Here is a 14,036-nt window from a genome sequence, read left to right on the forward strand (position 1 = left end):
TTATTTTAGACAGCTTTTTCTATTTAAAATCTATGCCTATTGAACGCTGATGAAACGGATTTTTTATGGGTTTATTTTTACCATTATTATGATTATTTTATCCCAAAAAAGGCTTTCTAAAAATCTTAGAAAGCCTTTATCTAGTATAAATTTGATTGAATATTTAAAAATCTGTTTTTATCTGCGTCTAAAATTAAACGCCAATAGTTTTATCTTTCTAATTGCACATTTGGCAATGTTTTAGGACGATTAGGGTCATTAGATAAAATCCATCCTGTGCGATACATCCATTCTGTCATTTTGTGGAGTTTAACGTAATCTATGTTTTCAGATTCATCCATTGGTGTATGGTATTGACTGTGAAGCACACTGGTGTAAAAAACAGACGGGATTCCTCTTCTCGCATACGGAAGGTGATCCGAACGGAAGTAAAAATATTCTGGATGTTCTGGTCTGTCCCAAAGTTTATCCAATTCAAATTTCGGGCCTTCATCATTGGCTCTTTTTGCAATCGCTACTAAATCTGATGAATTTTCATGAGGAGAACTAGATCCCAACAATGCTGCCTGATTTACATCATTTCTTCCAATCATATCGCCGTTTAAAACTGCAATAATATCTTTTTCAGGAACCGTTGTGTGGGCAGAATACCATCTTGAACCTAACAAACCGCGTTCTTCTGAACCATGAAACACAAATAAAGCTGTTCTTTTGCCAGGCTGTTTTTTGTAAGCTCTCGCAATGGCCAACATAGCCACACACGTACTTGCATTGTCGTCGGCACCATTGTAAATAGAATCTTGTCCGTATTTTTGACGTACTCCATCGTGGTCTTGGTGCCCGCTGAAAAGTACATATTCATTTTTCAATTTAGGATCGGTTCCTGCAATTGTTCCTACAATATTAACGGAAGGATATTTATAAGTTTCTGAAAAAACCTGTGCTACTAAATTTTCTTTCGTGCTTTTCAGGAAATCCAACTGATCGTTGTGCAGCCAGAAAACAGGCATTGTTTCAGTCAGCTTATCACGAAAACCTTCGATTCCGTAAATCCCTCTTGTCATTTGAGGCTCTACCTGAGACCAGCTTTTTTCGGCCAGTTCATCGGTAACCATGATCAATGCTGCCGCTCCTTTTTTTACTAATAAATCATAATATTTATTTCGCACCAAGCCAGGATAACGTCTATCAAAAAGCGAAATATCATCTGAAATTCCTTCTTTTGAAGCCAAAAGCACTACCGCTTTTCCTTTAATATCTGTTTTTTCAATAGTTTCTTTTGTTGCTGCCCCTAGATAAAGCAATGGAACATTTACTGAAGTATTAGTTGTTTCGGCAACCAAAACCTCCTTCCAGAGTTTGTACTCTTTCTGGCCGATTTTAAATTTAGTGTTGTTGGTAACTTGATGTCTGTACATATCAAAAAACTGAAAGAAAGTACCATCATCACCCGCCGGCGACATTCCAGCTTCTTTGGCTTTATTGGCCAACCACATCGAAACTTTTAATTCGTCTAATGTCCCGGCTTCACGTCCATTGAAGTGGTCGCCCGCCATTTGGTACATATCTGTTCTAAGATCTTTTTCAGTTATTGCCGTAACTAATGGTTTTTTAACTGCTTGAGCAAAAGCAAAACTGCCCGAAACAAGCAAACCAAGGATCAATTTGTTTTTCATAAGTTTAAATTTTAGTATTCAAACTTAAACAATTTTCGCAAAAAAATGCACTTTACTCATTGTTAAAGCATCGATTTTAAATCAAAATCCCGTTTTGGTTCAGAAATTTTCAAGAATGAATATTGGGGTAATTTTTGTTTTATGATTTTTTTAGTCCGCACATCTAATAATCACGACTCAAGTTTCCTACGAAAAAAACGCATCAATACTAATCGACATTAAAAAAACAACCCGGCAGAATTTGAATCCTGCCGGGTCTTTTTTAATGAATGCGGATTTTAATAGGTTCCGTTTTTCATTTTTTCCAATGTATTTCTAATATCTTCAGCCGTTTGGAAATCAACATCTATATTCAAGAATTTCACAGCTAAAGTTTGCGTTTCTAACGCTTTTTCTTTTTGTCCGTCTTTGTAATACAATTGCGCCAAAGTATCCAAATAATATGGATTGTTTTTGGTTACAACCAAACTATATTCAGACCATCTTATGGCGCTTTTTAAGAAAATATCATTTTGAGGTTTCAGCACCACCGACCAAGCGGCAGTATTGCAAAGATTAGAATTATACTCTTTGAATGAGTTCCAGCCATCATAAGAATAACTGGAGGATGAATCTAATTTTGAAAAAAGGGCATCCAGTCTTTCTATCGGACTTTCTTTTTCTGAAGCGAGCTGCGTGTCAAAATAAGTACTGAATTCTTTTAAGAAGGAAGTATTTGAACCGTCTTTGTCTTCAATTTGACTCATATAATCAAAATAGTTTCGGTACGAATCAAAATTTCCATTTCCTGAAGCTGCAATTTTTTTATAAGTAGCAATAACTCTGTCCTTGTTGATTTCTCCCGAAACGCCATCTTGTGACAAGTATAGATTTTGCTGCAAAGCCGAAGAAATTTCAGAATAGATGTTTCCTATCAAATGCAATTCGCCTTCTTTTACATTAAACGCCTGACGTTCTGTTTCTATAACCGTTGCGTGTTTCAACAGATAATCTATAGATAAAAAATCGGCATCGTTTAAGATTCGGTCTTCATTAAAAAGCTGTTTTGTAAAACCTTGATTTTTAATTTCTTTCACTATAGCTTCTACCAAATACATATTGGGCTTAGTATCTTTTTGATGAGCTTCTATCAGTTTTTTCCAAGCCAGATTAACTTCTTTTTGGTCTAAAGTTGTTTTGGTCATTACAAATTCTCTAGAATTAACGTCACTTGCAGCGTATTCAGAATCGTAGTCATAAGAAGTTTCCAGAACCGAAGCTTTATTAAAAAACCTGATCAAGTCTGCATCAGAAGCCTTTTTGCTTTTCAGTAATTTATTTAACGAAACAAGAGCATCGGTACGTTGGAGTTTTCTGTAAAAATCACCATAATAACTAAATTGATATTGCTTTTCTGAAAGTGTAGATTTTGCATCAGCCAGAATATCTCCTTCTCCATTTAAAACAACTACACGTGGCTCGCTGTCAATTTTATTGGCTTTAAGCCATTTTTTATCGTCATTGCCTACAAAATAATAATTAAAAATATCATAAATCGGATTGTATTTATCATACATATTATAAGCAGTCTGCGTTTCTTGATCCTTAACAAAAGCTTCGAAATCTGTTTTTGCAGACGCATTCTTACTATCGGCATAAACAACCAAATATTTATTTCCAGCATTTTTAGTAGATGACAGAGCACTCTTTAAATTGTTTTCAATCTTTAATTTAAAATCAATTTGATTTGATGGGTAAGCTTCTACAACAGGAGCTGCAGTGGCGGCACTGTCAATTACTGGACTATTTCCAAAATCTTCTGTTAATAAATTTACCGGTTTGCCAGGATAGGTCCAGCTTGTTAAAATCTGATTTTCCAGCGCCTTCACTTTCGAGACTGTTTCAGTCTTTATCTCTTTTTCATTTATAAAAACCAACGGATTTCTTCCTGCCTTTTCAGAAATGTTGAGCTGATTTGTTGTTTTATCAAAAACTCCCGTCAGATTTAAGCTTTCAAGCGAATAAGGCTCATAACTAATCGTGATTTCCGAAACATCCTTAGGAAGTGCAAACTTAGACAATCTGGTTTTTTCTCCGTAATACCCCTCATTTACAAGATATAAAAAGTCGGCACGATCAATCTCAAAAGCCAAATCTATCTGATCGTAATTTGGATTGACCTTATTCTGAATATCTGATAGTTTTTGGTAGGAAATTGCCTGACTTCCGTTTTGGGTTCCTATGTAAAGCGAATAATAAGCAGGATCTAAAAATGTAACCTTAACTTTCTTTGCCTTTTTATCTTCTTTAAATTCAAGATTAAAAACACTCTCTCCGCTTTCTTTACGGCCAAACAAAATTGAATCGCCTTTTATTTCATAATCTCCCGAGAAAAAGACAAGCTCAAATTTATTATTCTCTAATAAGTTTAGTTTAACCTGCTGTCCTTTAGCTGTAGAAATATAAGTTCCTTTTTCGATAGTCTGCGAAAAAGAACTGAATACAAGCAAAAAGAGCATTAAAAAACTCCATACAAAACTGCGCATAACAAAAATTTTGGTGATTAATAACAGCTGTAAAGATATTTCATTCAAACCGAAATCAATCAGAAAATCACGAAATCTGTGTAAATAAATTACTATAAATTATATTTCATAGAAAAGATGATATAGCGAGGCTGTACGGTATATTGCGATACTCTTGTAGAGAACTGTGTAAAATTATCGTCGTTCAAATATCTTGTGTTTAGCAAGTTTGTAGCCGAAACTTTGTATTCCCATTTGCTGTCTTTTTTCTGATAAATCAAACTCGCACTTAAAAAATCATATTCGTTATCAACCGATTTATTTCGGTTGTAATAATGATAAAATTCATACTCCGAAACAAAGGCAAAACTCTTCAGGAAATAATAATCTAGGCGTGCAAAAGGCTTGTCTGTGTAAAAAGTAGAACCGCTGTACTTATTGACCATAAAATTATATCCTAACTCAATGTTTGGCAGGTTTTTATAATTTGTAGATGCTTTTACAGTATAATTTTGAACGAAACTTTCTGTTGTGGAGAGTTTTTCATTTTGAATATTATTGAATTTTGACCAATTGATACTTGCAGTTGCAGATGCTTTATAATTTTTTAAGAAAGAACGTCCGTAGCTTCCCATTCCGATAAAAGTTTCATCGGCTAAATTGGAGTTATAAGGAACAGATGTCTGGTTGATTCCATCAAAATCGGCTTTGGTTTTTATTGCATCAACTTTTCGAGTGTAAGTAGCATTGGCAAAAATATTTTCAAAATTAAACATGTTATATTTGAAATAACGAAGTGAATGCACTTGCGATGTTGCATTTTCTAGGTAACGATTTCCACGAAACAAACTGCTATAATTAGACAAAACATAACCTTCTGCTAGTTGATTAATATCTGTAAAATCATTCGTTAAAGAGAAATTATACGTCAATGTTTCTGCTTTTTTGATTTGATATAAAGCAAAGAAATCCGGCAGCACTTTTACAAAATTCTGAGAATAATCAGACCCCAGCTGCCCGTTTGTCATTTGGTAAGTATGCACACTTACACCGGGAGTTAAAGTAAATTTTCCTGTTAGAATTTTATAATGAAAACCTAAAAAAGCATCATTAAACCTATAATCTACATCATTATTATTTTGGGAATCAGTCAAATCATTTCTTGTTCCGTCATCTAACATCTGAAAAATGTGGGAATTGAAGTTTTGATACGAATAGGTATTTCCTAAGGTAATATTGATATTGCTTTTTGGCGTTACCATATAATAGTAGTCCAGTTTAGCATCCAGTTTATTGGTTTTCACAAAACGGTTCTGATTGTAATCATTTCGACTTTGCCCAGAATTATATCCTGTCAAAAAATCATCACCAAAAGGTTGCGTGCGCAAATTTGCGTTATAAAAAGGATTTTCATCCTGATATAAATGCTGTATTTCAAAAGCAAAAATATTTTTAGTGCTTAGTGTATAATACAAATTCAAATTCTGATTGATTGAAGTCGGATTTTGTTTTTTAGTTGTAAAAATACTTTCCGAAACTGATACATTTTGTACAATTTGCTCTCTAAACAGATCTGAAAATTCTTCTTGCTTTGTCAATTTGGTCAAGATATCATAATCAAACTGAAACTTATCACTTGTTTTATAGGTTGAACTTAATTTAAAAAGTCCCAAATTATTCTTCTGATTTGTACTTTCATCACGTTTATCCTGATTTCCAGAACCTAAATACGTAGTCTGTGATTTGGTTTCCAATTCTGTTTTTGAAGTCGAAAGTATTCCGAAACCACTTAAAGTCCATTTTTTTGTCGGAGAATACGAAAAATTTGTTGCTCCGAATTTGGTTTCAATTTCTTTGGCGCGGTTATTACGCAACAACGAAATTCCTAAATCATTTGAGGAAACATTAAAATTACTGCCTCCCTTTTTCATCAGATTTTTAAATCCGCCCGTAAATTTGAAATAATCCTGTGCTGTTAAAGGAAGTTCGCCAATATTATTAAAATTTGTGATGAGATTAATGCTGTATTTCGGACTGTAATAAAACAGTTTGGGATTAATGATATAGCGACTGTCTAGCTCTGCAACACCGGTTCCGGCGGTTACATCTCCGAACCAGAAGTTCTTCTTGCCTTCTTTTAATTTGATGTTCATAGCCACATTTTCTTGGTCGTTTTCTAGACCTTTTAATTGGCTGATTTCATTAAAATTTCTTAAAACTTGAACTTTATCAATGGCATCTGCAGGGATATTTTTAACGCCGAGTTTGGTATCTCCATCAAAAAAATCTTTGCCTTCCACCATTAATTTGCTTACTTTTTTTCCTTCCACTTCAATTTCTCCATCAGCATTTACCTCAACTCCGGGAAGTTTTTTAAGAACATCTTCCAATTTTCTTTCGGTACCCGATTTAAAGGAATCTGCATTGTAAACTATAGTATCTCCTTTTATGGAAACAGGCATTTCGCGAACAATTTCTACACCTTCCAGCTCTATTCCTGTACCGTCGAGCACAATATTCTGCACCATGTTTTCGCTTTTGGTAGCAACCAGAATTTCCTTAGACTTCATTCCGAGGTAACTTACTTTTATCGTGTACGAGGTATTCGGTTTTAAAGTGAGCTGAAATTTGCCCTTATCATTGGTAATTCCGTACGAATCCATTGTTTTTGTACCATTATTGACTGCCATAATATTGGCCATTTCCAACGGATTTTTTTGTTCGTCCTGAATAAAGCCGTCAAAACGGATACTTTGGGCAAAAGTCATACTCGTCATTAAAAAAACAACGAAAGCAAATATATTTTTCATGGAAAAAAGAGATGAAATGCTAGAAATTAACGTCTGATCATTACAGGACCACCTCCTGGACCGCCATCTCGTCCTCGGTTCATTTCTCTAAACTCTTCCATTTTTTTGATTACGGTTTCATCATAATCTTTCTGAGAAATAACTTTTCCTTTTGTCGGCGCTTTAATCACGGCTTTGTCTTTAGCGTTCAAAACAATTTTAGAACATAAAATAGTGGTTCTTCCGTCATTTACTTCCAAAATCAAACCTGGAAGTCCCCAATAATTTTCAGGTCCTTGATTAATCGGGATTTCTGGCGAATACCAAGCCGTAATTACAATTTCTTTTGGCATCTCAAAATTATCCTGAAAATTGGTTTTGGTTTCTCCAGAAGTTTTCTTCGCATCCTCTTTTTTGTCGTCGTTTTTAGGTCTCAAATTTCTAAAATCGGTCTTGCTTGCTTCTTTTACAGCTGTTGCTTTGTAGCAAGTATAACCGCCAATCTGTTTGGTTTCCTGTTCTAATTTCCAGTTCAGTTTTGGCAAAGAATCGACAACTAAAAACTCTTTGCCCATAAACTCTTTATCAACGGTATAGGTTTTGGTTTTTACGTCTTTGTAAAATGTGCCTCCACCTCCCATAAATGAGTTCATCATAATACGCATTCCGCCCTGTTGGCCAGGAGCATCCAATTTTTCTTCTTCTTTATAAATCGAAGAGGATTTATCGAAGTTGAGAATAAATGTTTTTTCGAGCATTTTTTTCATACGCTCTTCCATGTTTTTCTGCATTTCTGGGGTTATGTCACGATTGGTGCGAATTCCGTCTAATTTCGGCGCTTGTGTTTTTGATTCATAAACCGCCATTCCCTGAAAATCTTTCTGAGCCTGAACTTGCATTCCTGTAACAATCAAAGTCAGGAAAAAATATATTTTTTTCATTTTGCTGTTTTTAAATTTTCGTAAATCCAATAAACCTACACTCAAATGTATTATTAATTTTACAATCGTAAAAATTAAATATATCAATAGGCAGAAGACATAGACAAAACTACCTATAAGTTAGACTATTAGGCTAAAAAAAGGTTTAAGCATCAAAAGACAATTTCTAAAACGGTTTTTTGTAATTTGGTTCGCCAGAAAATCGATTGAAAATGCGTTTTACATCACACAAATTTTTAACACAACTATTTCTTATACTGATATTTGCAATCTCGCATTCGCAAAACTCTGGCATAAGTCCTGTGCTTATTTCGCGTGAAGCGATTAATGCAGATGTGTTTTGCGGTTATGATTCTTTTGGGTATCTGTATCAGATAAAAAACAATGTTTTTAGTAAAATAAAAGGAAAAGAGATTTTTGAATATAAGAACGTTTCGCTAGGAAAAATTACAAAAGTCGATTTACAGAATCCTTTAAAAATTGTTTTGTTCTACGAAGATTTTAACAGCGTCATTTTATTAGACAACCAATTAAATAAAATGAGCGAAATTAATTTTTCGCAAAATCCAAATCCAATCAATGCCAGCGCAGTCGGAATGTCGACTCAAAACCAATTGTGGATTTACAATACGCTTAACCAGCAAATCGGCCTTTTTGATTATTTAAAAAACGAATACAAGACCATCTCTATTCCGCTTACTGAACCTATAAAATATTATCAGACCGATTTTAATATTTTTTATTGGATCGACAAGAAAAACCAATGGTACTCCTGCGATATTTTTGGAAAAATTACAGCATTAGGAAAAATTCCTGAGTTTGATAAAATCGAAATCGTCAGCTCTTCTCAATACCTCTTTAGCATTGGCGATCAAATCTATTTTTCTGCTAATACGAAAGCGGATTCTGACACATTTTCTGAAATTAAAATTTTAGAAAAATCGTTTGACAAATTCTATTACAAAGACCAAATTTTATCTATTTTTACATTTGCAGATATCACCAATTATAAAATCGTAACACCGTAATGCACATAGCAATAGCAGGAAATATAGGCGCAGGAAAAACAACTCTGACCAAATTATTAGCCAAACATTTTAAATGGGAACCTCATTATGAAGATGTAGTTGATAATCCTTATCTCGATGATTTTTACCATCAGATGGAACGCTGGTCTTTTAATCTTCAGATCTATTTCCTTAACAGCCGTTTCCGTCAGGTGCAGCAAATTCGCCAAAGCGGCAAAAAAGTTATTCAGGATAGGACTATTTATGAGGATGCCTATATTTTTGCTCCCAATTTGTATTCTATGGGTTTAATGACAAGCAGAGATTTTGAAAATTACACTTCTTTGTTTGAATTAATGGAATCACTTGTAAAACCACCAGATCTGCTGATTTATCTGCGAAGCACAATTCCGAATCTTGTCGGACAAATCCACAAACGAGGACGCGAGTATGAAAACTCTATTTCAATCGATTATTTAAGCCGTTTGAACGAAAGATATGAAGCCTGGATTCAGACATACACAAAAGGAAGACTGTTGATTATTGATGTCGACAATATCAATTTTGTTGATAATCCCGAAGATTTAGGAAACATCATTAATAGAATTGATGCCGAATTGAACGGATTGTTTTAAGCTCAACTCTTACAAACAAATAAACTCGTATTGGTGTTTTAATTTCAATACGTATTGAAAATAAAAAACAGGTTATCTACATTATAGACAACCTGTTTTTTTATGATTTGAATTTATGTATTGCAAGGCTACAATGCCGTAATTATAAATTCACTTCTTCTGTTCATCTGGTGCTCTTCCTCGCTGCATTTAACCCCGTCCGAGCATCTGTTCACCAGCTGTGATTCGCCGTAGCCTTTGCCCGTCAATCTGTCTTTGGAAACGCCGTTATTGATCAGCCACTGCATGGTCGATCTGGCTCTTCTGCCAGACAAAGCTTCATTGTATTTGTAGCTTGCCCTGCTGTCTGTATGGGAACGGATATCAAGTTTCATAGATGGATACTGATTCAGTACGTCCAGAATCTTTTCTAAATCGACGATCGCTTTTGGTGTGATGTCGGACTTGTCCAAAGCAAAATAGATATTGGTGATGTTGAAACATTTTCCTAAGTCGTCTCCAATAGTTACGCGGCATTCTGAACCGTCCAGCCTGATAGCTAAATCCGTTTTCCCGTTCTCTTTCAAGATGGTGGCAGGCTCCTCTTTTGTGGCATACTTCTCTTTTTCAGCTCTTACAAAGTAAACTTTGCCGCAGTCCACTGCAAAGCTGTAAAAGCCCTTCGGGTCCGAAATGGTGGTGCTTATCAGATTATGATCGGTGTCGTAAAGTGACAGCTTTGCATTGGCGAGTATTTCTGATGTATTGCTATCAGCTACGATTCCGCTAAGTTCCTGGCTGCAGTGCATGGCTCTGGTTTCAACAAATTTATAAATGTCATCCGAACCCTGCCCTCCTGGACGGTTTGAGCTGAAAAATCCCTTCGGGGAGTCTCCATCCAAGACGATATAGGCAAAGTCATCCTGGGCAGAGTTGATATCCGATCCTAGGTTCTGGATATTGCTTACGCCGTTTCGCTCCAGTCTTCCAACAAAAACATCAAGCCCTCCCAGCCCTGGATGTCCGTCTGAGGCAAAATAAATATCATTGCCTGCTGTTACGTATGGAAAGGTTTCTTTTCCTTCAGTATTGATTGTCGGCCCCAGATTCTCTGGGGTTCCATAGCTTTCCCCGTTGATGCTCACTTTATAGATGTCGGACTGCCCGTAGGTCCCCGGCATATCCGAGGCAAAGTACAGTGTCTTCTCATCTGCGCTCAGCGCCGGATGGGCAGTGCTGTAGTTGTCGCTGCTGAACGGAAGTTCTCTTATATTGGACCATTCCCCGTTTTCCAGGGTCGCTTTATAGATTTTCAGCAGGGTTGTCTTCGCATCGTTTTTTCCTCTTTTGCCGTTGTTGTAATTGTTTCTGGTAAAATAGACAGTCTTGCCGTCTTTTGTAAAGACAGGGGTCGACTCATTGAATCTGGTGTTTATTTTTGATTTGAATTCCTTTGGAGCGCCCAGGTTGAAATCCTCGCCTATCGCCGCCTGGTACAGGTTGGTGAAATGCTCGCCGGTCCAGGTATGTTTTCTCTGCGTAAAATTCCCCGTGTCGCGTGCCGATGCAAAATACACCGTATTGTTGTGGACAAAGGCTCCGTAGTCGGAAAATTTAGAATTTATCCCGGCGTTTTCTATTTTATAGCGGCCGCTGTTGGCTTTTATTTCCTCCAGATAATTCTTATCTTTTGCATAGAGTCTGGCTCTGCCGTCGTTTTTGGTGCGCCGCTCAAACTCATCCAGAATCCTGCCGGCTTTTACTGTTTCTCCTGCTGATTTGAGAGACTGCGCGTAACGGTAATAGTATTCGGTTTCTATCTGGGCGTCCATCGCAAACAGCTCGCCGTACCATTTGGCCGCTTTTTCAAAATTGGAGTTGAAGTAATATGAGTTGGCCAGTTTTTTGAACAGATCTTCTGATCTGTATCCTTTTTCGGCTACGCGCTCATAGGTTTTTATCGCATCGATGTAGGCGTAGCTGTCATACTTTCTGTCCCCGGCATTGATTTTCGCTTCCTGCGAGTAGCTGCAGAATGAAAAAACGCTTATCAGGGCAAGGTAACGGAGTTTATTATTTTTCATGACTATTATTTTTTTAGAAGAAGCGCGGGGTTGTTATTCTACTGTTTTTTCTGAAGAATTCGTATCTCAGGAATATCTCGTGCGATCCTGAGCTGTATCTGCTTAAACGGGTGGTTTCCTGATCGTAGCCATAGCCTATGTACATGCCTTCTGAAACCTGAAATCCCGCCATGGCGCTCATTGCCGCGCTCCATCTGTAGGCCGCCCCCACAACAAATTTGTCCATAAACATAAAGTTGGCCGACACATCCACCTGCAGCGGAGCTCCTTCAACCATTTTGGTCAGGATGGCAGGTTTGAATTTGATGTACTGGTAGCGGTCCAGATCAAATACGTAGCCTGCTATCAGATAATAGTTGATTTTGCTTTTATAGATCGCAACATCATTGTCGCTGTATTTGTTGCTTTCTATGAAATTGGGAACGGAAAGCCCGACATAGGCCTTATCCGAATGCCAGTACGCTCCGGCTCCAATATTTGGAGAGAATTTATTCTCCAGATCCTGGAACATCTGATCTCCCTGTTTTTCCGGATTCAATTTATTGGGATCCAGATTAAAAATGTTGGCGGTTCCCTTTACCCCGAAGGATAGTTTTGATAATGCCGACACCTGAATGGTATAGGAGAGATCAGCCGAAAAATCGGTCTGGTTGGTCGGACCTATTTTATCATTTATTACTGAGACTCCAACTCCCAGATTGCTGTTGTTGATGGGGCTGTTGACCGAAAAGGTGCTGGTTTTTGGAGCTCCGTCAAGACCAATCCACTGCGTGCGGTACAATCCAAAGATGCTTAAGGCTCCTCTTGACCCGGCATAAGCAGGATTGATATTGATCGTGTTGTACATGTACTGCGTGAACTGCGAATCCTGCTGGGAAAAGCCTGCAATAGCGGTCAACATTAAAACCAATGTAAATAACTTTGTTTTCATCTGTATAAGTTTATAAACAGGGGGAATCTATCCCCCTGTGTTAAAGTTTATTTTTTAATGTATAAGTAGCCTGATTTATCAAGCATTTTATGTCTTACTTCATCAAAGCATTTTAGGATGTAGAAATAGGTTCCGTCCGGCAGGCTTTCTCCTCGAGAAATTGTGGCTCTTCCATCTGAATATCCTTTGAATGTATTTCCATTTGATCCATAACCTGAAGTTTCAAATACTTTTACCCCCCAACGATTATAAATCTCAACAGTATTGTTTGGATAACACTCTAATCCCTGAATATGGAATTCGTCATTGATGCCGTCTCCATTTGGAGAAACTGCATTGAACACTTCAACCACGCAGGTCACAACATCAATAACAGTAGGCTTGTCGTCTACGAAATTCGTATTGTCGGAAAGCGCATTCACTTTTTCTCCCGACGGAGTTGTTCCCTCCGCCAATGCCTGATTGGTCACTGATCCTGCATCAATGTCCGCTTTTGTAATCGCATACACACCGACGAAATTCGTTGAATTGATTTCTCCGGGCGCCAGAGTGATCGGACCGCCTGATAATATTAATCCCGGCAGATTATCCGTTATCGTTACATTAGTCAGGGTTTCATTTCCTGTGTTTTTAACTTCAAAGCTGTATCTGATCGTTTCTCCCACCTCTGCGTAGCCGTTATTGTTCTCATCAACAAATACTGCTTTTTTGATTACAGCGATGCTGGAATTTGATGTCAATGGCGTGATTGTGCAGTCTGGACATGCTGGATCTATCGGACATGTGGTGCATGTCGGCGTTGGATCTGTTGATGTATTGGTTACGTCGTCTCCTTTCGGATCCTTGCCGGTTGCAGTCGCCAAATTGTACACCATTCCTTTGTCAATATCAGCCTGCGTTATGATATGAACCGCCGTGAATGTCGCTGCATCTTCTGCCCCTGCAGGCAGTTCAGTTAAGAATCCTGTTACATTGGCATTGTCATCAGTTACCGTAATATTGGTCAAGGTCGTTTCTCCTGTGTTCTTCACTGTAAAAGCATAGGTCACTTTATCCCCCACATTGGTTTTTCCGTCGTTGTTCGCATCCACAAACGTTCCGTGTTTGGTAATCGAAATGCTTGATTTCGATGGCACAGGCGTGATGGTACAATCTGTACAAACCGGATCTTTCGGACATGTGGTGCATGTCGGCGTTGGATCTGTTGATGTATTGGTTACGTCGTCTCCTTTCGGATCCTTGCCGGTTGCAGTCGCCAAATTGTACACCATTCCTTTGTCAATATCAGCCTGCGTTATGATATGAACCGCCGTGAATGTCGCTGCATCTTCTGCCCCTGCAGGCAGTTCAGTTAAGAATCCTGTTACATTGGCATTGTCATCAGTTACCGTAATATTGGTCAAGGTCGTTTCTCCTGTGTTCTTCACTGTAAAAGCATAGGTCACTTTATCCCCAACATTGGTTTTTCCGTCGTTGTTCGCATCCACAAA

General features: G+C 37.4%; 9 protein-coding genes. 2 read left to right on the forward strand and 7 right to left on the reverse strand.

From position 1 onward, the window contains the following. Positions 1-209: 209 nt before the first annotated feature. The 4 genes from E0W73_RS15990 to E0W73_RS16005 form a co-directional block, all read right to left on the reverse strand. A complete protein-coding gene (locus E0W73_RS15990; RefSeq protein ID WP_135223044.1) occupies positions 210-1,676 on the reverse strand; it encodes a M28 family metallopeptidase in 1,467 nt (488 codons plus the stop codon). A 278-nt stretch (positions 1,677-1,954) separates the two neighbouring features. Then, entirely contained in the window at positions 1,955-4,201 is a 2,247-nt protein-coding gene (locus E0W73_RS15995) for a hypothetical protein (protein ID WP_135223045.1), read from the reverse strand. Positions 4,202-4,293: 92 nt separating this feature from the next. Next, positions 4,294-6,990 (reverse strand): carboxypeptidase-like regulatory domain-containing protein, encoded by a 2,697-nt coding sequence (locus E0W73_RS16000; protein WP_135223046.1) that lies wholly within the window; start codon positions 6,988-6,990, stop codon positions 4,294-4,296. Positions 6,991-7,016: 26 nt separating this feature from the next. Further along, on the reverse strand, positions 7,017-7,910 hold the full coding sequence (locus E0W73_RS16005) for a GLPGLI family protein (protein WP_135223047.1): 894 nt from the start codon (positions 7,908-7,910) through the stop codon (positions 7,017-7,019). Between the two features lie 212 nt (positions 7,911-8,122). On the opposite strand from E0W73_RS16005, the gene E0W73_RS16010 reads away from it, so the two are divergent. Further along, positions 8,123-8,938, forward strand: coding sequence for a hypothetical protein (locus E0W73_RS16010; protein ID WP_135223048.1), 816 nt, complete (start codon positions 8,123-8,125; stop codon positions 8,936-8,938). Further along, positions 8,938-9,552 (forward strand): deoxynucleoside kinase, encoded by a 615-nt coding sequence (locus tag E0W73_RS16015; RefSeq protein WP_135223049.1) that lies wholly within the window; start codon positions 8,938-8,940, stop codon positions 9,550-9,552. Before E0W73_RS16010 ends, E0W73_RS16015 begins: the two co-directional genes overlap by 1 nt. A gap of 128 nt (positions 9,553-9,680) precedes the next feature. Here E0W73_RS16015 and E0W73_RS16020 read toward each other — a convergent pair whose 3' ends face one another. The 3 genes from E0W73_RS16020 to E0W73_RS16030 form a co-directional block, all read right to left on the reverse strand. Next, positions 9,681-11,615: an OmpA family protein gene (locus E0W73_RS16020; RefSeq protein WP_135223050.1), complete on the reverse strand. Its 1,935-nt coding sequence runs from the start codon at positions 11,613-11,615 to the stop codon at positions 9,681-9,683. Positions 11,616-11,628: 13 nt separating this feature from the next. Beyond that, the gene (locus tag E0W73_RS16025) at positions 11,629-12,546 is read right to left on the reverse strand and encodes a PorP/SprF family type IX secretion system membrane protein (RefSeq protein WP_135223051.1); all 918 of its coding nucleotides are present in this window, start codon (positions 12,544-12,546) and stop codon (positions 11,629-11,631) included. A gap of 47 nt (positions 12,547-12,593) precedes the next feature. Beyond that, a partial coding sequence (locus E0W73_RS16030) for a DUF7507 domain-containing protein (RefSeq protein ID WP_135223052.1) occupies positions 12,594-14,036 on the reverse strand: 1,443 nt, incomplete at its 5' end.

This window comes from Flavobacterium foetidum (genome assembly GCF_004634245.1).
In the GTDB taxonomy this organism is placed as follows: domain Bacteria; phylum Bacteroidota; class Bacteroidia; order Flavobacteriales; family Flavobacteriaceae; genus Flavobacterium; species Flavobacterium foetidum.